The sequence below is a fragment of the Rhodopseudomonas palustris genome (genome assembly GCF_034479375.1).
GTDB lineage: Bacteria > Pseudomonadota > Alphaproteobacteria > Rhizobiales > Xanthobacteraceae > Rhodopseudomonas > Rhodopseudomonas palustris_M.
In genome coordinates, this window is sequence record NZ_CP140155.1 from 5,052,753 (window position 1) to 5,073,524 (window position 20,772).

General features: G+C 66.6%; 19 protein-coding genes. 8 read left to right on the forward strand and 11 right to left on the reverse strand.

Annotated elements, in window-relative coordinates; genetic code table 11:
• Positions 1–159: 159 nt before the first annotated feature.
• The 3 genes from SR870_RS22965 to SR870_RS22975 all read right to left on the reverse strand — a co-directional run bounded on the left by SR870_RS22965 (position 160) and on the right by SR870_RS22975 (position 3,308).
• A complete protein-coding gene (locus tag SR870_RS22965; RefSeq protein WP_322515800.1) occupies positions 160–1,050 on the reverse strand; it encodes an ABC transporter permease in 891 nt (296 codons plus the stop codon).
• Positions 1,051–1,060: 10 nt separating this feature from the next.
• Positions 1,061–2,002: an ABC transporter permease gene (locus SR870_RS22970; protein ID WP_322515801.1), complete on the reverse strand. Its 942-nt coding sequence runs from the start codon at positions 2,000–2,002 to the stop codon at positions 1,061–1,063.
• A 175-nt stretch (positions 2,003–2,177) separates the two neighbouring features.
• A complete protein-coding gene (locus tag SR870_RS22975; RefSeq protein ID WP_322515802.1) occupies positions 2,178–3,308 on the reverse strand; it encodes a M20/M25/M40 family metallo-hydrolase in 1,131 nt (376 codons plus the stop codon).
• Between the two features lie 255 nt (positions 3,309–3,563).
• On the opposite strand from SR870_RS22975, the gene SR870_RS22980 reads away from it, so the two are divergent.
• Positions 3,564–5,174 carry an ABC transporter substrate-binding protein gene (locus SR870_RS22980; RefSeq protein WP_322515803.1) on the forward strand — a complete coding sequence of 537 codons (1,611 nt, stop codon included), beginning with the start codon at positions 3,564–3,566 and terminating at the stop codon, positions 5,172–5,174.
• A 520-nt stretch (positions 5,175–5,694) separates the two neighbouring features.
• On the opposite strand, the gene SR870_RS22985 is transcribed toward SR870_RS22980, so the two are convergent.
• Together SR870_RS22985 and SR870_RS22990 are read right to left on the reverse strand one after the other, a co-directional pair.
• Complete coding sequence (locus SR870_RS22985) at positions 5,695–6,366, reverse strand: hypothetical protein (protein WP_322515804.1); 672 nt, start codon at positions 6,364–6,366, stop codon at positions 5,695–5,697.
• A gap of 254 nt (positions 6,367–6,620) precedes the next feature.
• Positions 6,621–6,851, reverse strand: coding sequence for a hypothetical protein (locus SR870_RS22990; protein WP_322515805.1), 231 nt, complete (start codon positions 6,849–6,851; stop codon positions 6,621–6,623).
• Positions 6,852–6,944: 93 nt separating this feature from the next.
• Here SR870_RS22990 and SR870_RS22995 point away from each other — a divergent pair, with 93 nt between their 5' ends.
• Positions 6,945–7,961 carry a CBS domain-containing protein gene (locus SR870_RS22995; protein WP_322515806.1) on the forward strand — a complete coding sequence of 339 codons (1,017 nt, stop codon included), beginning with the start codon at positions 6,945–6,947 and terminating at the stop codon, positions 7,959–7,961.
• Positions 7,962–8,025: 64 nt separating this feature from the next.
• Here the strand turns inward: SR870_RS22995 and SR870_RS23000 are convergent, their stop codons facing one another.
• Genes SR870_RS23000 through SR870_RS23010 form a run of 3 tightly spaced genes read right to left on the reverse strand, consistent with a single transcriptional unit; the run spans position 8,026 to position 10,218 of the window.
• A complete protein-coding gene (locus SR870_RS23000) occupies positions 8,026–8,814 on the reverse strand; it encodes a hypothetical protein (protein WP_322518353.1) in 789 nt (262 codons plus the stop codon).
• A gap of 28 nt (positions 8,815–8,842) precedes the next feature.
• Entirely contained in the window at positions 8,843–10,057 is a 1,215-nt protein-coding gene (locus SR870_RS23005) for a CHAD domain-containing protein (protein ID WP_322515807.1), read from the reverse strand.
• Positions 9,952–10,218, reverse strand: coding sequence for a hypothetical protein (locus SR870_RS23010; RefSeq protein ID WP_322515808.1), 267 nt, complete (start codon positions 10,216–10,218; stop codon positions 9,952–9,954). The genes SR870_RS23005 and SR870_RS23010 overlap by 106 nt, the downstream gene beginning before the upstream one ends.
• Positions 10,219–10,478: 260 nt before the next feature.
• Here SR870_RS23010 and iorA point away from each other — a divergent pair, with 260 nt between their 5' ends.
• The 6 genes from iorA to SR870_RS23040 are packed head-to-tail and all read left to right on the forward strand — an operon-like array spanning position 10,479 to position 17,161.
• On the forward strand, positions 10,479–12,302 hold the full coding sequence (gene iorA, locus SR870_RS23015) for an indolepyruvate ferredoxin oxidoreductase subunit alpha (protein ID WP_322515809.1): 1,824 nt from the start codon (positions 10,479–10,481) through the stop codon (positions 12,300–12,302).
• Positions 12,299–13,243: a 2-oxoacid:acceptor oxidoreductase family protein gene (locus SR870_RS23020; RefSeq protein WP_322515810.1), complete on the forward strand. Its 945-nt coding sequence runs from the start codon at positions 12,299–12,301 to the stop codon at positions 13,241–13,243. Before iorA ends, SR870_RS23020 begins: the two co-directional genes overlap by 4 nt.
• Positions 13,240–14,400, forward strand: a complete 1,161-nt coding sequence (locus SR870_RS23025) for a 2-oxoacid:acceptor oxidoreductase subunit alpha (RefSeq protein WP_322515811.1) — start codon at positions 13,240–13,242, stop codon at positions 14,398–14,400. Before SR870_RS23020 ends, SR870_RS23025 begins: the two co-directional genes overlap by 4 nt.
• 1 nt (position 14,401) lies before the next feature.
• Complete coding sequence (locus SR870_RS23030) at positions 14,402–15,232, forward strand: thiamine pyrophosphate-dependent enzyme (RefSeq protein ID WP_322515812.1); 831 nt, start codon at positions 14,402–14,404, stop codon at positions 15,230–15,232.
• Positions 15,233–15,245: 13 nt separating this feature from the next.
• Positions 15,246–15,803, forward strand: coding sequence for a 2-oxoacid:acceptor oxidoreductase family protein (locus SR870_RS23035; protein ID WP_322515813.1), 558 nt, complete (start codon positions 15,246–15,248; stop codon positions 15,801–15,803).
• 23 nt (positions 15,804–15,826) lie between these two features.
• Positions 15,827–17,161, forward strand: coding sequence for a phenylacetate--CoA ligase (locus tag SR870_RS23040; RefSeq protein ID WP_322515814.1), 1,335 nt, complete (start codon positions 15,827–15,829; stop codon positions 17,159–17,161).
• Between the two features lie 346 nt (positions 17,162–17,507).
• Here the strand turns inward: SR870_RS23040 and SR870_RS23045 are convergent, their stop codons facing one another.
• Genes SR870_RS23045 through SR870_RS23055 form a run of 3 tightly spaced genes read right to left on the reverse strand, consistent with a single transcriptional unit; the run spans position 17,508 to position 20,710 of the window.
• Positions 17,508–18,704 carry an acyl-CoA dehydrogenase family protein gene (locus SR870_RS23045; protein WP_322515815.1) on the reverse strand — a complete coding sequence of 399 codons (1,197 nt, stop codon included), beginning with the start codon at positions 18,702–18,704 and terminating at the stop codon, positions 17,508–17,510.
• Between the two features lie 18 nt (positions 18,705–18,722).
• Positions 18,723–19,859, reverse strand: a complete 1,137-nt coding sequence (locus tag SR870_RS23050) for an acyl-CoA dehydrogenase (protein ID WP_322515816.1) — start codon at positions 19,857–19,859, stop codon at positions 18,723–18,725.
• A gap of 2 nt (positions 19,860–19,861) precedes the next feature.
• Positions 19,862–20,710, reverse strand: a complete 849-nt coding sequence (locus tag SR870_RS23055; protein ID WP_322515817.1) for an enoyl-CoA hydratase — start codon at positions 20,708–20,710, stop codon at positions 19,862–19,864.
• Between the last annotated feature and the right edge of the window lie 62 nt (positions 20,711–20,772).

Consider the following 20,772-nt stretch of genomic DNA (forward strand, 5'->3'; position numbering starts at 1 on the left):
CGTTTCCGCGAGGCCGAGAGGCTCGGCTGCGTCGATGCGCCCCCTCACCCGACAGGCTTCGCTGCGCGAATCCTGTCGACCTCTCCCCGCGCGCGGGGAGAGGTGAGGGCGGTGCGCTCAGCAGGGCATGTGCAAAATCTGATCGCGCGTCGCTCGTTGTCATCGTGCGCCCTCCCGCTGTTTCATGCGCGGATCGAGCGCGTCGCGGGCGGCGTCGCCGATCAGGTTGACGCTGAGGATCGCGATCGACAGCAGCACGCCGGGCCAGAAGATCAGCGACGGCTTGATCTGGAACAGCGCGCGGCCCTCGGCCATGATGTTGCCCCAGGTCGGCGTCTCCGGGCTGATGCCGGCGCCGAGAAACGACAGGATCGCTTCGGTGAGGATCGCCGAGGCGCAGATATAGGTGCCCTGCACGATCAGCGGCGCGATGGTGTTCGGCAACAGATGCCTCACCATGATCTTGGGCAGGCTGGAGCCGAGCGAGATCGCGGCCTCGACATAAGGCTCCTCGCGCGCCGACAGCACCACCGAGCGCACCAGCCGCGCGACACGCGGGATTTCCGGAATGGTGATCGCGATCAGCACCGTGGTCAGGCTGGCGCCCGACAGCGACACCACGGCGATCGCCAGCAGGATGCTCGGGATCGCCATCAGGCCGTCCATCAGCCGCATCATCACGGCGTCGATCCATTTGAAGAAGCCGGACACAAGGCCGATGACGAGGCCGATCGCGATCGAGACGATCGCGGCGCCGACGCCGATCAGCAGCGAGATCCGGCCGCCGTAGAGAATCCGTGACAGCACGTCGCGGCCGTAGGCGTCGGTGCCGAGCAGGAATTCCGCGCTCGGCGGCTTCAGCCGCTGCGCCGGCGCCAGCAGCAGCGGGTCGTGCGGCGCGAGCCACGGCGCGAACACCGCGGACGCGACGACCAGCGCGAGGCAGACCGACGCGGCGGCGATGATCGGGCTCGAGTACAGGAATCCGAGCTTGTGCCCGAACGGCCGCGTGATCGGGATCGAGGATTCGGGGAGACTGTCGATGGCCATCGCGCGCCCCTTAATATCTGATCCGCGGATCGAGCAGCGTATAGGCCACGTCGATCAGCAGGTTGACGGCGACATAGATGCCCGAGGTCAGCAGGATCATGCCCTGGATCACCGGATAGTCGCGCGCCAGCACCGCGTCGACGGTGAGGCGGCCGATGCCGGGGAGATTGAAGACGCTTTCGGTGACGACGACGCCGGAGATCAGCAGCGCGAAGCCGGTGCCGATCACGGTGATCACCGGCACCGCGGCGTTGCGCAGCGCGTGGCGCAGTAGCACGCGGCTTTCGGTGATGCCCTTGGCGCGCGCGGTGCGGACATAGTCCTCGCCGAGCACGTCGAGCATCGCCGCGCGGGTCATCCGCGCGATCAGCGCGATGTAGATGAAGGACAGCGTCAGCGTCGGCAGCACCAGCCGCTCGAAATACGGGCCGAAGCCGCGCGCCATCGTGCGGAAGCCCTGCACCGGAAACCAGCGCAGCTCGATGGCGAAGATCTGGATCAGCACATAGCCGATCACGAACACCGGCACCGAGAATCCGATCACCGACAGCCCCATCACGAAGCGGTCGATCCAGGTGCCGTGCTTCCACGCGGCGACGACGCCGAGCGGCACCGCGACGACGATCGAGAGGATGATGGTGAAGATCGCGACGCTCAGCGTCGGCTCGATCCGCTGGCTGATCATCTTCAGCACCGGCACCTGCGAAATCAGCGAGACGCCGAGATCGCCGTGCAGCAGCTTGCCGACCCAGGTGACGAACTGGATGTAGAGCGGCTCGTTGAGGCCGAGCGACGCGCGGATGCGCGCGAGTTGTTCGGGTGAGGCGTTGTCGCCGGCGAGGATCGCGGCCGGATCGCCCGGCGTCAGCCGCAGCAGCAGGAAAACGACGAGCGCGACCACGCCCATCACCGGAATCGCCGCGAGAATGCGGCGGATCAGATAGCCGAGCATCGGGGCTCCATCGCTGATGCAGGATGCCGATTAGCAGAATTTATTCGGAGGCTGGTGTGCGTCATTATCGAATGGACCTGCGGTGAACGAGATTCAGTGATCGTCAGCACAATCGTGAGCAATTCCCATGCCACGGAGTGTGGCATGGCAATGAATGCTCCGCCGTCAGCAACGCTCATTCGAGAGTCGCGAGCAGGCCGGCCATCAGCCGCCCGCGTTCCGCCAGACTGTCGATTTCGATATGCTCGTTCAGCGTGTGGGCGTCGGCGCCGCGCACGCCGAGGCCGTCGAGAGTCGGGATCCCCATCGCGCCGGTGAAGTTGCCGTCGGAGCCGCCGCCGGCGCTGCCGTGCGGCAGCTTCAACCCGATCTGGTCGGCGATCGCGGAGGCCTTTTCATACAGCGCCATGGTGCCGGCGTCGGGCTCCCAAACCGGCCGCGTGACGCCCCGCGTCACCTCGAAGGTGACGTCGTTGCTGGTGCCGGACAGCGTCAACATTCGTTCGACGCCGCGGTCGAGATCGGCCTGGCGCTTCGCCATGCTCAGTGCTTCACCGCTGCAGGTGGTGGCGACGCAATTGACCCATTGGCCGCCATGCACGATGCCGACGCTGAACGTGCAGTCCTCCGTCGTCATCGCGTCGATCGCCAGAATTTGCCGCGCCATCTCGCGGATCGCGGACCGGCCCGACGACAGCGTCGCGCCGGCGTGGCTGGGCTTGCCGGTCGCCGTCAGATTGAATCGCGCGATCGCGTAGCGGCCGGTGACGACGCCGTTGTCGGGACGGCCGGGCTCCGGCACCAGCACGTATTTGTTGCGCGCGGCCTCGGCCTCGATGACGTCACGGGTCGATGGCGTACCGACTTCCTCGTCCGGCGTGAACAGCACGGTGATCGGCAGCGGCGTCGTGAACGACGCGCGGGCGAGCTGCCGGATGGCTTCGAGCGTCAGATAGTTGCCGCCCTTCATGTCGAAGATGCCGGGGCCGAACGCCTTGTTGCCCTCGCGGCGAAACTGCAGTTTCTCGATCGTGCCGACCGGATGCACCGTGTCGAGATGGCCGGCGATCAGAATGCCGGGCTCGTCCTGCCGCGGATGCGGAAAGCGCGCACGGACGCAGCCGGCGAAGCCCTGTCGTCCGGCGATGCGTTCGATCGACGCACCCATCACCGCCATGTCGCGCGCGGCGAGGTCGAGCATCCGCTCGACCGCGGCGGCGTCCCAGGTCGGGCTTTCGCACGCGACCCAGGCGCGCAGGCCCTGCAGCATTGCTTCGGAATCGAACGGCAGATTGGCTGGGTTCATTCGTACACTCACGGTTCGGGGTGCTGCTACGAGAATGACTGTGCACGAATTTGTAAAGTGAAAGATGCGCGACCGGCCATGCCGGCCGGCGGCATGCTGCTCTGCGGGACCAGATTGACGCTTGGCACGCTTGGTGCAAGTCTTGCCGATCAGGGTATTGCGGCGCGCAATAGGTGAGCCTCGATGCCCTATCGTCTCTCACGCTGCCCAAGCAATCAGCTTCGTTTGGTCAGTTTCACGCCAGGAGAAATCAGAATGATTCAAACGTCGCATTGGCTGCGTTCAGTAGCTGCGTCGAAATTCGCGCTGCCGGCGCTGGCGCTCGCAGCCTCGCTGACACTGCCTGCGTTTGCCGATGCCAAGACCATCCAAGCGGTGATGCATTCCGATCTGCGCGTCACCGATCCCGGTCTGACGACCGCCTACATCACGCGTGACCATGGCTACATGGTTTACGACACCTTGCTGGCGATGGACTCCAACTTCAAGGTCCAGCCGCAGATGGCGGAGTGGAAGGTCTCCGACGACAAGCTGACCTACACCTTCACGCTGCGCGACGGCCTGAAATGGCACGACGGCACGCCGGTCACCGCCGAGGATTGCGTCGCGTCGCTGAAGCGATGGGGCAAGAAGGACGGTATGGGCCAGAAGCTCATGGACTTCACGGCCAGCCTCGAGGCCACCGATGCCAAGACCATCACGCTGAAGCTGAAGGAGCCCTACGGCCTGGTGCTCGAGTCGATCGGCAAGCCGTCGTCGCTGGTGCCGTTCATGATGCCGAAGCGTCTGGCCGAAACCTCGCCGGACAAGGCGATCCCCGAGCAGATCGGCTCCGGTCCTTTCAAGTTCGTCGCGGCTGAATTCCAGCCGGGCGTCAAGGCGGTGTATGTCAAGAACACCGACTACGTGCCGCGCAAGGAGCCGCCGAGCTGGACCTCCGGCGGCAAGGTGGTGAAGGTCGACCGCGTCGAATGGATCACCATGCCGGACGCGCAGACCGCGGTGAACGCGCTGCAATCCGGCGACATCGATTTCATCGAGAACCCGTCCTTCGACATGCTGCCGGTGCTGAAGGCCGACAAGGAATTGACGATCCAGACGCTCAGTCCGCTCGGCTTCCAGACGCTCGGCCGGATGAACTTCCTGTTTCCGCCGTTCGATAATCAGAAGGTCCGGCGAGCCGCGTTTCTCGCGCTGAGCCAGAAGCCGGTGCTCGACGCGCTGGTCGGCAATCCAGATTACTACAAGGTGTGCGGCGCCGTGTTCGGCTGCGACACGCCGTTGGCCAGCGACGTCGGCTCGGAGTCACTGGTGAAGGGCAACGGCATGGCCGAGGCCAAGAAGCTGCTCGCCGAGGCCGGCTATGACGGCACGCCGGTCGCGCTGATGGCGCCGGGCGATGTGGTCTCGCTCAAGGCGCAGCCGATCGTCGCGGCGCAACTGCTGCGCGAGGCCGGCTTCAAGGTCGATGTCCAGGCCACCGACTGGCAGACCGTGGTGACGCGGCGCGCCAGCCAGAAGCCGCCCGCGGAAGGCGGCTGGAACATGTTCTTCACCAATTGGGCCGGCCCTGACATTCTCAACCCGATCGCCAACGTTTCGACCGGCGGCCGGGGCAAGAACGGCGGCTGGTTCGGCTGGCCGGAAGACGCCAAGATCGAAGAGTTGCGCGACAAGTTCGCCCGCTCGACCTCGCCGGAGGAGCAGAAGAAGCTCGCCGCGGAAATCCAGAAGGAAGTCTACGACAAGGTGATCTACATCCCGCTCGGGCAATACACACAGCCGAGCGTGTGGCGAAAAGAGCTGACCGGCGTACTCACCGGCCCGGCGACCCCGGTGTTCTGGAACATCGAGAAGAAGGAGTAGGCGCAGCCTCCACTCCGGCCTTCGCATCGATCGTTCGACACGAGTCTCGCCGTCCCGCTTCCGCGGGGCGGCGAATTGCCGAGAAGCGCCGTAGAGCACTTCATTTCAACTCGTCATGCCCGGCCTTGTGCCGGGCATCCACGTTCTGCAGCGGAAGCCGCAAGCAAGGCGTGGATGGCCGGGACAAGCCCGGCCATGACGGAGTGAATTGCGAAGTGAAAGACTTGCGCAAGCGACCGATTTTGCTGCCTGCATTTTCAGTCAGCCTCTGAGGAGCCCGGCGGAGCCGGGCGCCGCGAAGGATGCGACGGCGCAGTGCCGGCGGCGCATGGTTCGAGACGGCGCTTCGCGCCTCCTCACCATGAGGTTGTGCCTGTGGTGAGTGTCTCGAACGTCAGTGCTGATTCCATCGGAAACAGAACGGACCCAGAGCCGTGTCGAACGCGCCGATCATCCAACCAACGGAAAGCCCGGCGCGGGCGCCGGGCTTTCTCGTCGTCACAAATCCGTCGTTGAATTGTTACTTGCGGGCGCAGGCGAGCGAGATGCTGCTGGCGGTCGGGCTGCATTTCGCCGTCACCACGCCGTCCTTGACCTGCAACTGATCGGCCAGCCGCGCGGCGGCGCCATTGATGCAATAGGCCGAGGCGAGGACTTCGTCGGCCCCGCACGCCAGCGGACAGCCGTTCGACGCGCAGCTCGATGATGTGAGCATGCGCACCGCGCCATTGGCCGACATGCTCGCCATCGCGCTGGAGGCCGGCTCGCCGGCGGCCTTTCGGTCGGGTGCGGGCGCTGCGGGCGGGGCTGCCGCTGCAGTAGCGGGGGCCGGCGCTGGAGCAGCAGCGGGGGCCGGTGTTGCCGGTGCGGCGGCCTGGGTTGCCGGCGCGCTGTCCGGCGCCGCGGTTTCCGAGGCGGCAGCCTGCGGCGCGCTCGGGGCACGCGCGAAGCTGCCGGCCGCCATGTACACCACGACAGCGCCGGCGAGGATCGCTGCGGCGACGATGGCCGGTCCCGGCGGCACCGCCTTCAGTCTGTCGGTGACCGAGGCCAGGCTGGCGGAGAACGAACCGGCCTGCCAGGACACACCGCGGGTGCGCATGTCATCGATCGCGAGGTAAGCCACTATGACGAAGCCGCCCCCGAAGAAAATAAGTATCAGAAGCGGCCCGATCGCGGAGAGATACTCCATGTCGATGTCTTTCCATCCGTGTCATGCGCGGCGCGCGTGTATAGAGAGCGTTCGTCGCGGATCGCATTGTCGAAAATCAAAAGAACATGCACCTTCCGGCCAGCGTTGAGGTAAATCAAACCTGTTCCGGCCTGATCCGCGTGTAGCACAGGTGATAAGGTCGCGTCATCGCACGCGAGAGCTGCACGATCAGGTATGGTTTATGCTCCGTCCCTGCTGCTCACCCGGCGGATTCTGCGCGAGCCCGCCTGTTTTCAATGCCGCCGGTCGGAATGGGTTCCTGTCATGTGATCCAGATCAAAGGCTGCTTTGTCGCGGCCGTTAACTTTCCTTTCCCGCCACAACGGCATGGTTGATGCCGCCCCGATGACATCGATGGACTCGATCGGATCCCGCCGCCGTCGGCGGCTGCCGTGGCCGTCGCCGCAGGTCCTGACCGGGATCGGACCGTCGGCCTGGTACCGGCTGCCCGGCATGGCCGCCATGCCGCTCGTGTCGTCCCGGTTTCGTCAATCCGATCGAAACCGAAGCTAGGCTGCGATGCGGATCGCAACGACATTCCGGCAGAGGACAGCAGCATGAAAGCACTCGACGTCATGACGACCAATATCGTGACGGTGCCGCCCGACGCATCGGTGCGGGCGGTCGCGGAGACCCTGCTGAAATACGGCATCAGCGCGGTGCCGGTGGTCGACGACCAGGGGACGCCACTCGGCATCATCAGCGAGGGCGACCTGATGCCGCGCAACGAGAGGGCCCGCGAGGCGCGCCGGGACTGGTGGCTGCAGATCCTGTCCGACGGTGGCGAGGTGCATCCGGATTATCTGCAATTGCTGAAGTCGGACCACCGCACCGCTGCGCAGATCATGGTGTCGCCCGTCGTCACCGTCGATGAGAACGTGTCGCTGGCCGAGATCGCCGACGTTCTGTTCGAGAACAGGATCAAGCGCGTACCCGTGCTGCGTGGGGGGCGAATAGTCGGCATCGTCAGCCGCGCCGATCTGCTCAAGACTCTCGCCCGGCCCGGCCACGTTCCGGTCCGCGATCCGGTCCATGACGACGGCAGCGCGATCCCGATCGCCTCCGACAAGCTCGAGGCGCTGGCCCATCGGCACAATGGCGCGCCGCCGCCGCACGATCCGGCCGAGGATGAGTTCTCAGCGTCGGCGTTCCAGGCGCTGCGCGTCGAGCACGAGCGGCACGAAGAAGAGCTGCGCCGGGAGGCGAGACGGATCGCCGACGAAAAGCACCATCGGCAGGCCGGGCAGATGCTGGCGCAGCATCTCACCGAGGAAGCCTGGGAGCACATGATGCACAACGCCCGCGCCACCGCCAAAAAGGGCGACGAAGAACATCTGCTGCTGCGCTTTCCGGCGGAGCTGTGCAGCGACCACGGCCGCGCCGTCAACGCGCCCGACCCGGAATGGCCGTCGACGTTGCGCGGCATGGCGGCGGACATCTATCTGCGCTGGAAGGCGGAGCTGCGGCCGCACGGCTTCACGCTGAACGCCCGCGTGGTGGATTTCCCCGACGGCCTCCCCGGCGATATCGGCCTGTATCTGAGCTGGGGCAAGCACGACGACGTCGCCCACTGACCCCCGGCATCGTGCATCGAGGCTGCTTGCGCGAAGGCGAGGGGGCGGACGCGCGTGACGGCGCTCAGATCTTCAGATTGCGATACACCGAGACTTCGCGCTCGCGCGCCAGCCGCGCGTCGTCGCCGGCGCGGATGCCGCGCCAGCCGTCGAAGAATACCACCAGCGTGGTGATCAATCCGGTGATCTTGCCGACCAGGAAACCGAACGGAAAGATCAGCCGCTCCGGCGGCAGAAGGAATTGCGAGCCGAGGAAGATCGTCGCGGCGTTGAAGAAGTACGCGCTGCGGTACAGCGTCTGTTCCTTCCAGGCGCTGCGGGCATAGGGCTTCGAGCTCTTCTTCACCGCCTTGTTGTAGCGCGGGTTCGACAGCAGGCCCCAGAGCCGCCGCTTCTTCGGCAGCGCGCGCGGGCCGGCGAGCAGGCTGCGAAAATTCTCGCGCATCTGCAGATGCGCCACCAGCGCCAGCAGCAGGTTGAGCGCGACCAGCGCCAGCTTCAGTTCGGGCAGCGACAGCAGCAGTTGCGCGGCGAGATCGACGAACAGCAGATGCGTGACCGCGTTCAGCACGAAGGCGGAGCGATGAAACGCGGCGCGGTTGATGTTGCCGACCTTCTCGTCGATGAACGCCGCGCCCGGCTTGGTGGCGCCGAGCTGCAGCAGCGCCGCGCGCTGTTCGGCGCTCAGCTCCCAGCTCTTGCCGAGTTCATCGATCGTCAGCGCCGGCGGTCCGCGCTTGATCCGGAACGTCGCCTTGGCCGACCAGCCGGAGATCCGCGCCAGCCACCGCCGCGTGACGGCGAAACGCGAATGCGTGGCGGCGTCGACGAGAGGGTGCGGGTCTGGCTGCATCGGGTCCATCAGCGTGGTCACCGGCTGCTCAATCAGCGAAAAGCGGCGAGTCCGCGAGCTTGGTCGCGGCCTTGACCGCAGCCTTCATCTGCTTGCGTGCGGCCTCGTCGTCGGCAGCCGCCAGATCCGGCGCCGCCGTGGCATCGGCCGTCGGGGTGCGCCGCGGCTGGTTCGCGGGGCGGCTCGCCAGCTCACGCTGCACCGCCGCATCGTTGAGGGCGCCGAGCGCGTCGAGCAGCTTTTTCAGGTGCTTGCGGAAGCGGGCGAGCCGCTTGCCGCTGTGGGGGCCGGTGAACAGGCTCTCGAAGAAGCCGGTTGCGTAGTAGAGCTTCTTGGCCGCGATCCGGACCCGGTGGCGCTGCTCGTCGTCCAGTTGGTCGAGCCGGTCGAGTTTCCGGATCAGCCGGTCGGCGCGGTGCGACAACACGTGCCTGGCGAATTTCTTCGCGGACTCCGGAACGTCCTTCGAAGCCTGGGCCCAGTTGCCGGCGTCGATCCAGGATTGCAGATCGTCGAGCAGCTTGTCGAAGCGCTTGCTGACGACCGTCCGGCTCGCGGTGTCGAACGCGCTGGTGCGGTCCGCAGCCACCCGCTTTCTGAACGCCGCGGATCCGACATCGCTGATGTCTCGCAGTTTCAGGTCCATCAGATGCAGGTCGCGCGCCGGTCCGAGCCGTCCGGTGAGCCACTTCATCTCGGTCTTGAGCCGTTCGGCCTCGGGGCCGTGGACGAGATCGGCGAAGATCGCGATCGCGGCGCGCATCCGGCGCAGCGCGATCCGCATCTGATGCACGCCGACGGGATCGCGGTCCGACACCGGGGGCTGTTGCGCCGCCATCAACCCGACCAGCGTGCGGGCAACCGCCTTGAACGCATCGGTTGTACTGCTGTGCGACGCCAGAATGATCTCGTCCGACGATGCGCCCTTGCGCGCCGGCGTGAACGCGCGCTTCACGACCGCCTTGCGTCCCGCAACTCGCGGGGCGGTCACAACTTTTTTGGAAACTCGAGGCATTGCGTCCCGCAGCGGCGTCCATCCGCCGACGACACTGTAGCAGCTTTCAGGCCGAAATGGGCCCCGCTGCCGATGCGGCGCTGCCGTGAAAAAACGTCGCGCGGGCGCGCCGCACGTCGGGGTCACGCGCGCTTCAGAACCTCCAGCGGATAGCCGATCAGCTTCGCCACGGCGAAGGCGATCGCCATGCCGATCAGCGCGCCGACCGCCTGCCCGCCGTAGAACCACGCGAGCGAATCCGGATCGGGATTGATCCGCACGGCAAAATCGAGACACCACAGGATGGCGACGATGCCGACCACCATCACGATGAAGAGCTGCATGCGTTGCACCGCGGCCTCGATCCGGGCCATCCGCGCTTCGACATGCTTGTCCGGGACCGTCGTCATTCCGTCCTCACTGTCAGTCAAGACTGCAACCGATTAGCAGTCGTATTGCGATTTGTTCTTGCGTAGCTGTAGTTCTCGTTGCGCCGCACCGAATTGACTCAGCACAAAATTTCGCACTGCGATGATTAGTGTGCGGACTTAGTGATGATCATGATCGCGACCTCCGTTGACTTAGCGCAAATACGAAGGAAGGTAAATTTGGGAAACAGACCCCCTTAAAGCTGATCGCCGGCACGGCGTGCGCTTGGGGGGAGCTGGTTATGCACACACCTTGGCAAGCCGCGACGGCGCTGAAAAGCGACGCCAAAGAGCTGCGTCCGCTGACCGGCAACGAAGCGATCGCGCGCGCCGCCTGGGAGGCGGGGGTGCGTGTCGCCGCCGCCTATCCCGGCACGCCGAGCACCGAAATTCTCGAAAGCCTCGGGACCTATCCGGCCGAGGATCTGCACGCGCAATGGTCGACCAACGAGAAGGTCGCGCTCGACGTCGCGATCGGCGCGTCGTTCACGGGCAGTCGCGCGCTGTGCGCGATGAAGCATGTCGGCCTCAACGTCGCCGCCGACGCGCTGATGTCGTTCGCCTATATCGGCGTCAATGGCGGACTGGTGCTGATCGTCTGCGACGATCCGGGCATCCATTCGTCGCAGAACGAGCAGGACAGCCGGATCTACGCGCAGCTTGCGACCCTGCCGGTGCTGGAGCCGAGCGACGCGCAGGAGGCCTACGAATTCACCAAGCTGGCCTTCGACATTTCCGAAGAGTTCGACACGCCGGTGATCGTGCGCAGCACCACGCGGCTGTCGCATACCCGCAGCACCGTGTCGGTCGGCCTGCGCTGCGAAATGCCACCGCGCGTTTTCCTCGACCAGCCGTCGAAGAACGTGATGATCCCGGCCCACGCCCGCGCCCGCCATCTGGTGGTGCTGGAGCGCGAGGCCAAGCTGAAGGACTACTTCGCGGCCTCGGCGATCACCCAATGGGAGGCCGGCGACCGCAGTTTCGGCATCGTCACCGCCGGCACCTGCTATCCCTATGTGCGCGAGGTGCTGCCCAGCGCCACCGTGCTGAAGCTCGGCGCGTCCTGGCCGCTGCCGGAACAATTGCTGCGCGACTTCTGCGCCTCGGTCGACCGCGTTTTCGTGGTCGAGGAGCTGGAGCCGGTGATCGAAAAGGAGATCGCCGCGCTCGGCATCAAGGTCGAGGGCAAGCGCTTCTTCCCGCGCGCCGGCGAGTTCTCGCCCGAAGTGGTGCGCGGCGGACTGGTGCAGGCCGGCATCCTGCCGGCGCCGCCGTCGCTCAATGCCTGGGTGCCTGAGCCGATCGTGCGCCCGCCGGTGCTGTGCGCCGGCTGCCCGCACACGTCGAGCTTCATGGCGGTGCGCGCCTCCGGCGCCCGCGTCGCCGGCGACATCGGCTGCTACACGCTGGCGGTGCTCGATCCCTTGCGCGGCATCGACACCTGCGTGTCGATGGGCTCGTCGATCGGCAATGCCGTCGGCATGGCCAAGGCCGGCGAGGCCAAGCCGATCGTCGCCACCATCGGCGACTCGACGTTCCTGCATGCCGGCATTCCGGCGCTGATCGACGCGGTCTACAATCAGGCCAATATCGCCGTGATGCTGCTCGACAACCACATCACGGCGATGACCGGCGGCCAGGAGCATCCCGGCACGGGCAAGACCCTGCGCGGGGATCCGGCGCCGCAGATCAACTACGAGGCGCTGATCCGCGCCTGCGGCGTGCAATGGGTCAAGACGGTCGACAGCTACGATCTCGCCGCGACGCATCAGGCGCTGCGCGAGGCGATCAACTACCGCGGCGTCGCGGTGCTGATCTCGAACCGGCCCTGCGTGCTCGATCCGATCAAGATCAAGGGCCCGCCGCTGGAGATCAATGCCAGCGAGTGCACCGCCTGCCAGTCCTGCATGAATCTCGGCTGCCCGGCGCTGACCTGGAGCGACGAATGGTTCGAGGGCCGGCACCGGGTCAAGATCGATCCGGCGCTGTGCATCGGCTGCACGCTGTGCGCCCAGGTCTGCACCATCGACTGCATCAAGATCGCGAGCCCGGCGGTGACGTCATGAACGAGCAGAGCAAGGTCGCCGTGAATGCGGACAGCGAGCCGGTCGCGTTCAACGCGGCGCTGGCCGAGCCGTTCAACGTGCTGATCGTCGGTGTCGGCGGGCAGGGCGTGATCATGGTGTCGAAGGTGCTGGCCGCGTTGGCGCAGGCGCACGGCTTCGAGGTCAAGCAGAGCGAAGTGCACGGCATGGCCAAGCGCGGCGGCGCGGTGTTCAGCCACGTCCGCTTCGGGCCGAAAGTGTGGTCGCCGACGATCGCCAAAGGCGAGGCCGACGTGCTGATCGCGCTGGAGTGGGCCGAGGGCCTGCGCTGGCTGCCGCATCTGAAGCGCGAGACCGGCGTGTTCATCTGCGACACCAAGCGCATCGTGCCGCCCTTCGCCTGCCTCAACCGCCGGCTGGGCGCGCCGCTGCGTTACTCCACCGAGACCGCCGAGCAGGTCTCGGCCTATGTCTCCGAGGCCTATGCGATCGACGCGACCCGGATGGCCGAAGAGCTCGGTAACGACCGCGCCGCCAATGTCGTGTTGCTCGGCGCGCTGTCGACCGTGCTCGAATTCGCGCTGCCCGAGTGGGAGAAGACGGTCACCAGCTTCGTGCCGAAGAAGACCATCGCGGTGAACAGCGCCGCGTTCGAACTCGGCCGCAACTGGATCGCCGAGGCCAAGACCGCGCCGCCGGCCGGCGATGACGCGACGAGGCCTGCGCCTGTGCACGCGCATTATGCGGCGCGGCTCGAGATCACCGACGCGTGGTGCAAGAGCTGCGAGATCTGCGTCAAGCTCTGCCCCGAGCGGTGTCTGACGCTGAACGCCGACCGCATCGTTGAAATGACCGCGCCGGAAAAATGCACCGGGTGTCGTCTCTGTGAATGGCTGTGCCCGGATTTTGCCATCCGCGTCCATCTCGACACCGAAGCTGCCGTGATGGAGGCCGCGCGATGAACGCGATCGATCGCTCGCACGCCAGGTCCGCCGCCAAGCTGCTGTCCGGCAACGCCGCCTGTGCCCAGGGCGCGATCGACGCCGGCTGCAGCTTCTTCGCCGGCTATCCGATCACGCCGTCCTCCGAGATCGCCGAGCGGCTGTCGGTGCTGCTGCCGAAGGCCGGCGGCGTGTTCGTGCAGATGGAAGACGAGATCGCCGCGATGGCCGCGGTGATCGGCGCCTCGATGGGCGGCGTCAAGGCGCTGACCGCGACCTCGGGCCCCGGCTTCTCGCTGAAGCAGGAGAACATCGGCTACGCGGCCGGCGCGGAAATTCCCTGCGTCATCGTCAACGTGATGCGCGGCGGCCCCTCGACCGGCATGCCGACGCGGCCATCGCAGGCCGATATCTTCCAGACCCGCTACGGCAGCCATGGCGACTATCCGATCATCGTGCTGGCGCCGGCCTCGGCGCGTGAGATCTACGACGAGACCATCCGCGCCTTCGACCTCGCCGAGATCTGCCGCACGCCAGTCGTGCTGCTGTACGACCAGGTGATCGCGCAGTCGTCGGAAACGGTGGCGCTCGGCGGCCGTCCGCCGGTGCACGCCACGCGCAAATGGGCGAGCGGCCCGCGCGACAGCTACAAGCCCTACGCGGCCGGCGACGATGGGGTGCCGCCGATGCCGCGCCCCGGCGACGGCTATCGCACGCACACGACGGGCCTGACGCACAGCGAGAGCGGCTTTCCGAGCCAGGACCCGGAAACGGTGACGCGCAATCTCGGCCGGCTGTATGCCAAGCTCGAGAAGCATCGCGACCTGATCGACAGTTATGAGGCGGTGCGCTGCGAGGATGCGGACGTGGTGATCGTCGCGATCGGCATCAGCGCCCGCGCCGCGCGCCGCGCGGTCGATGCCTGCCGCGCTGACGGCCACAAGGTCGGTCTGTTCCGCCCGATCACGCTGTGGCCGTTCCCGGAGATCGCGCTGCGCGAGGCGACCAAGACCGCCAAGGCGATCCTGGTGCCCGAGCTCAACATCGGCCAGCTCCGGCTCGAAATCGAACGCCAGCTCCGCGATCGCCGCGTCGAAGGCCTGCATCTGATCAGCGGCGAGCCGATCACGCCGGCGCAGATCGCAGCCGCCGCCACCAAACTCGCCACGGGGGTCTGAAATGTTCCGCGACGCGCCGCATTTCGACGTCCGCGATTATCTCCGCAAGGAGATGATGCCGCATTTCCTCTGCCCCGGCTGCGGCCACGGCATGGCGCTGCGCGCGCTGCTCTGGGCGCTGCACGAATTGAAGATCGACCGCGACAGACTCGCGGTGGTGTCGGGCATCGGCTGCGCCGGGCGGCTGTCGGCCTACATCGACGCCAACACGTTTCACACCACCCACGGCCGGCCGTTGGCCTACGCCACCGGCCTCGCGCTGGCGCGGCCGGACCTGCATGTCGTGGTGATCACCGGCGACGGCGATTGCCTGGCGATCGGCGGCAATCATCTGATCCACGCCTGCCGGCGCAATCTCAAGCTGACCTGCCTGATGCTCAACAACGAGATCTACGGCATGACCGGCGGCCAGGTGTCGCCGACGACGTCGGAGACGCGGCTCACCACCACCACGCCGCACGGCAACAGCGAGCCGAATTTCGATGCCTGCGCGCTGGCGACCGCCGCCGGCGCCGGCTTCGTCGGCCGCGAAGTGACGCGCCACGTGCCGAAGCTGAAGGAACTGATCAAAGACGGGCTGCAGCATCCCGGCTTCGCCTTCATCGAGGTGCTGTCGGATTGCACCGAAGTCTACGGACGCAAGAACGACATGGGCTCGTCGTCCGAAATGGTGCTGCGGCAGAAGAGCGAGATGCGCCCCTCGGCCTATCGCGACAGCGTCGACGAACCGTTCCGCTCGACCGATCTGCCGACCGGCATTCTCACCCGCAACACCCGGCCGGAATACGGCGCGGCGTTGCGCGCCGCCGCCGCCGCGCGTGCGGCCAAGTAACAGGAGCGAGACGATGCCGAAATCCCGGATCGAACTGCGCTTCGGTGGCACCGGTGGGCAGGGGCTGGTGCTCAGCGCCAAGCTGTTGGCCGACGCGCTGGCGCTGGAAGGCCGCCACGTCGCGCAGTCGCAGACCTACGAGCCGACCTCGCGCGGCGGCTTCTGCAACGCCGACCTGGTCGTCGCCCACGGCGAGGTCGACTATCCGCTGCCGATCGCCTTCGATTATCTGGTGCTGCTCGACAAGATCGCCATCAAGCCGTCCTGGCCGCGGCTGAAAGCCGGCGCGCTGGTGATCGCCGATACGAGGCTGTGCCCGGAGCTGCCGGACGGCGACGTCCAGCCGCATCGCCTGCCGCTCAGCCGCACTGCGATCGAACTCGGCAGCGAACGCGTCACCAACATCGTCGCGCTCGGCGTGCTGATCGAACTGACCGGGCTGTGCAAGCACAAATCGGTCGAGCAGGTGGTGCGCGCGAGTTCGCCCCGCGGCTTTCTCGATCTCAACATGGACGCGCTGGCAGCCGGCTACGACCTCGCCAAGGCGCCGGTGGTCGCGGCGGCCTCCTGATTTTCAGACAAAGGATCGTTTTGATGAGCGCTCAGCCCGCATTGCGTGAACCCGCCGTCTACATGCACGACCGCGCGATCGAGACGATGCCGCGGTCGCAGCTCGCGGCGCTGCAGTTCGAGCGGCTGCGCCGAATCGTCGAGCGGGCCTATCGCGACGTGCCGCATTATCGCCGGACGTTCGACGAAGCCGGCGTGAAGCCGGCGGACCTGGCTTCGCTCGCGGATATCGCCAAGTTTCCGTTCACCAAGAAGACCGACCTGCGCGACAACTATCCGTTCGGGATGTTCGCGGTGCCGCGCAATCAATTGCCGCGGATCCACGCCTCGTCGGGCACCACCGGCAAGCCAACCGTGGTCGGCTACACCCGGACCGACCTCGACAATTGGGCCGACCTGATGGCGCGGTCGCTGGTCGGCGCCGGGGTTTCGCCCGACGACATCGTCCACAACGCCTATGGCTACGGCCTGTTCACCGGCGGCTTAGGGGCGCATTACGGCGCCGAGCGGCTCGGCTGCACCGTGGTGCCGATCTCCGGCGGCGGCACCGAGCGGCAGGTCACGCTGATGACCGATTTCGGCGCCAACGTGCTGTGCTGCACGCCGTCCTATGCGCTCAACATCGCCGAAGTCGCCGAGCAGATGGGCGTCGATCTGCGCGCTGCGCCGCTGCGGATCGGCGTGTTCGGCGCCGAGCCGTGGTCCGACGCGATGCGGCGCGACCTCGAAGCCCGGCTCGGCATCAAGGCGATCGACGTCTACGGCCTGTCGGAAATCATGGGCCCCGGCGTCGCCTGCGAATGCGCGGTGGCGCAGAACGGTCTGCACGGCTGGGAGGATCACTTCCTGTTCGAGACCATCGATCCGGAAACGCTCGAGGTGCTGCCGATGGGGTCGGTCGGCGAATTGGTGATCACCACGCTGACCAAGGAAGCGCTGCCGATGATCCGGTATCGCACCCGCGACATCACCAGCCTGTCGACCGAGCCTTGCGCCTGCGGCCGCACCCACGTCCGCATCATGCGCGTCACCGGCCGCGACGACGACATGCTGATCATCCGCGGCGTCAACGTCTATCCGTCGCAGGTGGAGGCCGTGCTGGTGGGCTTCCCCGGCATCGCGCCGCACTACCAGATCGTGCTGACCCGCGACAAGGCGCTCGACGCCATGACGGTCGAAGTCGAGATCGCCCCCGACGCCCCGCGCGACGAGGCGGCACTCGCCAAGAAGGCGGCCGAGGTGACGCATCACATCAAGTCGCTGATCGGCGTGACCTGCAAGGTGGTGGTGAAGTCCCCGGGCGACGTCCCGCGCTCGCAGGGCAAGGCGGTGCGGGTCAAGGATCAGCGGAATATTTGAGCCAGAAGTAGCTGTGCTTTTGGCCGACCAGATTCAAAGATCCGGAGCCTGTGCCACCTGCAAGACCTCATGGTGAGGAGGCGCGCAGCGCCGTCTCGAACCATGGGCCGCAGGCACCCGTGGCCTCATCCTTCGAGACGCCCGGCTGCGCCGGGCTCCTCAGGATGAGGGTGCAGTGCCTCCGGAAAGGTCGCATCGAATCGATCAATCGAGGAGGCATTCCAAGGCGCTGAATCCGTCATGGCCGGGCTCGTCCCGGCCATCCACGTCTTGCTGCGGTTGCGACGGCCCATTCGTGGATGGCCGGGACGAAGCCCGGCCATGACGGATGGGGAGTGATTGCTGCCTACAGCCCCAGCACCAGCTTGCTGATGATGTCGCGCTGGATCTCGGAGGTGCCGCCGAAGATGGTGTAGGCGCGGCCGTTGAGGTGTGTCGGCATCACGGCGAGTTCGTCCTCGGGAATCGCCGGCGGCGCGTTGAGCCGGTGCAGCGGGCGGGTCGGTTCGACATAGAGGCCGTCGGTGCCGATCACGTCGACGCCGAGCCGGCTCACCGCCTGGTAGATCTCGCTGGTGCGCAGCTTGAGGATCGACGACACCGCGCCGGGGTTCTGGCCGTTCTGCAGCGCCGAGAGCACCCGCAGCTCGGTCATTTCCAGCGCGTCGATATCGACCTCGGCCTCCGACATCCGGATCGCGATGTCCTGGTCCTCGATCGCCCGGCCGGTCGCCTCCGACTCGGCGAGCGCTGCCGTCCGGTGCAGCGCTTTGCGGAGCTTCGCCGAGGCGATGCCGGAGCCGCGCTCGAATTCGAGCAGATACTTGCCGTAGGTCCAGCCCTTGCCTTCCTCGCCGACGAGGTTCGACGCCGGAATCCGGACTTCGTCGAAGAACACCTGGTTGACCTCGTGATCGCCGCCGATCGTCAGGATCGGCCGGATGGTGATGCCGGGGCTCTTCATGTCGATCAGCACGAAGCTGATGCCGTCCTGCTGCCGCGGCTCGTCGCTGGTGCGCACCAGCGCGAACATCATGTTGGCGTTGTGGGCGTGGGTGGTCCAGATCTTGGTGCCGTTGATGACGTATTCGTCGCCGTCGCGGACCGCGCGGGTCTTCAGCGACGACAGGTCGGAGCCCGAGCCGGGCTCCGAATAGCCCTGGCACCAGTAATCCTCGCAGGACAGAATCCGCGGCAGAAAGTAGTTCTTCTGTTCCGGCGAGCCGAAGCCGATGATGACAGGGCCGACCATCTTGACGCCCATCGGCGTTGGCGACGGCACGCCCGCATGGGCGCATTCGGTCTCGAAAATCCAGCGCTGCGCCGGCGTCCAGCCGGTGCCGCCATGTTCGACCGGCCAGCCGGGCGCGCCCCAGCCCTTGGCGTTGAGGGCGCGCTGCCACGGCACGCCGGTCTCGGGTTCCGAGAACACCGAGGCGTTGAGCGACTCCGCGCGCTTCATGTCGGGGGTGAGATTGGCGGCGATGAAGTCGCGGACTTCCTGCTGAAAGGCGAGCTCGGAATCGCCGAAGGTCATGTCCATGTCGATGCCTCGCTTGCGTTAGAGGGAGCGGCCGCTGAGCGCGGCGTGGCGGCGATAATGATACGTGCTGCCGCCGAACAGCGTCTCGAACGCCAACAGTCGTTTGAAATAGCCGCCGACGTCGAGCTCCTCGGTGACCCCCATGCCGCCGTGGAGTTGCACCGACTGCTCGGCGACGAAGCGCGCGCCCTTACCGATCTTGGCCTTGGCGCCCGAAGCGGCGCGGCCGCGCTCGGCGGCGTCCGCTTCCGCCTTCAGCGCCGCGCGCAGCGCCATCGAGCGGGCTTCATCCACCTGCACCGACATGTCGGTGAGGCGATGGCGGATCACCTGGTTGGCCGCGAGCGGCCGGCCGAACTGTTTTCGAACTTTGGTGTAGTCGAGGGTCTTGTCGGTGAGCGTCTGCATCATCCCGACGGCTTCGGCGGACATCGCGGCGAGAGCGCGATCCACGACGGTCTCGACCGCCGGATAGGCATCGCCGTCAGCGCCGAGCATCGCGTCGGCTGGGACGCGGACGCCTTGCAGCGTCAGATTGCACGCCCGGCCGCCGCCGAGTCGCGGATAGTCGGCGAGCGCCAGTCCCGGCGCGTCGCGCGGCACCAGGAACAGCCGCAGCGAACCGCTGCCGTTGTTCGCCAGCCGCGCCGAGACGATCAGCTGATCGGCGGCCGCGCCGTCCAGCACCGCGACCTTGGCGCCATCGAGGACGTAGTTGTCGCCGTCCTTGCGGGCGGTGGTGTCGACGCGCGACAGGTTTGCGCGCGCGGCGCGTTCGGCATGCGCGAAGGCGAGCCGCAGCGTGCCCTCGGCGACCTGCGGCAGCAGCGCCGCCTTCTGTTCGGCGCGGCCGTGCGCGGCGACGAGGCCTGCGCCGAGCACCACGGTCGACAGATAGGGTTCGCTGACGAGACCGCGGCCGAACGCTTCCATCAGGATGCCGACCTCGATCGCGCCGCCGCCGATGCCGCCGTGTTCCTCGGCGATCGGCAGCGCCAGCCAGCCGAGATCCGCGAACTGCTTCCAGATCGCTTCGCTGAAGCCGAACGGCTCCCTGGCGTTCTGCTCGCGCAGCTTCGTCGTGTAGGTCTCATTGATGAAACGGTCGGCGCTTTCGCGCAGCAGCCGCTGTTCGTCACTGGGCGTGAGATCCATCGCTACACCTTCACTTGGTTGCGCACCGACGGATGCAGTCCCATTGGGTCGACGATCATTCCGAACTCCTGCAGATTGTGAGCGTGACAAAGCTGATGCAGCGCGAACGCCTGATCGATCGCGGCCGGCTGGCCTTGAATATCGACCGAGCGGTTGACCGCTTCCTTGGTCATCTTCAGCGCGAAGGCGGGCTTGGCGGCTATGCGCTGGGCGAGCGCCAGGGTGAAGGCGGATAGTTCGGCGGCCGGCACCACATGATTGACCATGCCGAGCTGATAGCCGTCTTGCGCGCTCCAGCTGTCGGCGGTGAACAGCAGCTCCTTGGCCTTGCGCGGGCCGAGCTCCCAGGGATGCACGAACCATTCGACGCCGCACACGCCCATCGTTACCACCGGATCGCAGAACTCGGCCGAGTCGGCGGCGACGATCAGGTCGCAGGCCCAGGCCAGCATCAGCCCGCCGGCGATGCACTTGCCGTGCACTTCGGCGATCATCGGCTTGGCGAGATTGCGCCAGCGCCTTGTGATCTGCAGATAGATCTCCTGCTCGCGCGCCATTCGCCCATGCGCGCCCGGCTCTCGGAAGCCGCCCCAGCTCCCGATCGGCGGAAAGTCGACGCCGGCTTCGTTCCTGGTATGCGCGCGCAGATCGTGGCCGGCGGAGAAATGCGGGCCGGCGCCTGCGAGGATGATGACCTTCACAGAATCGTCCTGCACCGCGTCGTCGAACGCGGCGTTGAGGTCGTAGGTCATCTGCAGGTTCTGCGCGTTGCGCGCCTCGGGGCGGTTCATCACGATTCGCGCGACCGCCGGATCCGGCCGCTCGACCAGGATCGTCTCGAAGCCGCCCATGCGTCCTCCCTTTTCTTGTTGTGCCGGCGTTGGTGCCGGTGCTGTTGACGCTTAGTCTGGCA

Coding starts and splice junctions, on each gene's coding strand:
- SR870_RS22965 (WP_322515800.1), bottom strand. CDS start 1,050: ATGGCCATCGACAGTCTCCCCGAATCCTCGATCCCGATCACGCGGCCG.
- SR870_RS23010 (WP_322515808.1), bottom strand. CDS start 10,218: ATGACGACGGTCCCGGACAAGCATGTCGAAGCGCGGATGGCCCGGATC.
- SR870_RS23025 (WP_322515811.1), top strand. CDS start 13,240: ATGAACGCGATCGATCGCTCGCACGCCAGGTCCGCCGCCAAGCTGCTG.
- iorA (WP_322515809.1), top strand. CDS start 10,479: ATGCACACACCTTGGCAAGCCGCGACGGCGCTGAAAAGCGACGCCAAA.
- SR870_RS22975 (WP_322515802.1), bottom strand. CDS start 3,308: ATGAACCCAGCCAATCTGCCGTTCGATTCCGAAGCAATGCTGCAGGGC.
- SR870_RS22990 (WP_322515805.1), bottom strand. CDS start 6,851: ATGGCGGCCATGCCGGGCAGCCGGTACCAGGCCGACGGTCCGATCCCG.
- SR870_RS22995 (WP_322515806.1), top strand. CDS start 6,945: ATGAAAGCACTCGACGTCATGACGACCAATATCGTGACGGTGCCGCCC.
- SR870_RS23020 (WP_322515810.1), top strand. CDS start 12,299: ATGAACGAGCAGAGCAAGGTCGCCGTGAATGCGGACAGCGAGCCGGTC.
- SR870_RS23040 (WP_322515814.1), top strand. CDS start 15,827: ATGAGCGCTCAGCCCGCATTGCGTGAACCCGCCGTCTACATGCACGAC.
- SR870_RS23000 (WP_322518353.1), bottom strand. CDS start 8,814: ATGCAGCCAGACCCGCACCCTCTCGTCGACGCCGCCACGCATTCGCGT.
- SR870_RS23035 (WP_322515813.1), top strand. CDS start 15,246: ATGCCGAAATCCCGGATCGAACTGCGCTTCGGTGGCACCGGTGGGCAG.
- SR870_RS23045 (WP_322515815.1), bottom strand. CDS start 18,704: ATGGACATGACCTTCGGCGATTCCGAGCTCGCCTTTCAGCAGGAAGTC.
- SR870_RS23050 (WP_322515816.1), bottom strand. CDS start 19,859: ATGGATCTCACGCCCAGTGACGAACAGCGGCTGCTGCGCGAAAGCGCC.
- SR870_RS23055 (WP_322515817.1), bottom strand. CDS start 20,710: ATGGGCGGCTTCGAGACGATCCTGGTCGAGCGGCCGGATCCGGCGGTC.
- SR870_RS22970 (WP_322515801.1), bottom strand. CDS start 2,002: ATGCTCGGCTATCTGATCCGCCGCATTCTCGCGGCGATTCCGGTGATG.
- SR870_RS23030 (WP_322515812.1), top strand. CDS start 14,402: ATGTTCCGCGACGCGCCGCATTTCGACGTCCGCGATTATCTCCGCAAG.
- SR870_RS22985 (WP_322515804.1), bottom strand. CDS start 6,366: ATGGAGTATCTCTCCGCGATCGGGCCGCTTCTGATACTTATTTTCTTC.
- SR870_RS22980 (WP_322515803.1), top strand. CDS start 3,564: ATGATTCAAACGTCGCATTGGCTGCGTTCAGTAGCTGCGTCGAAATTC.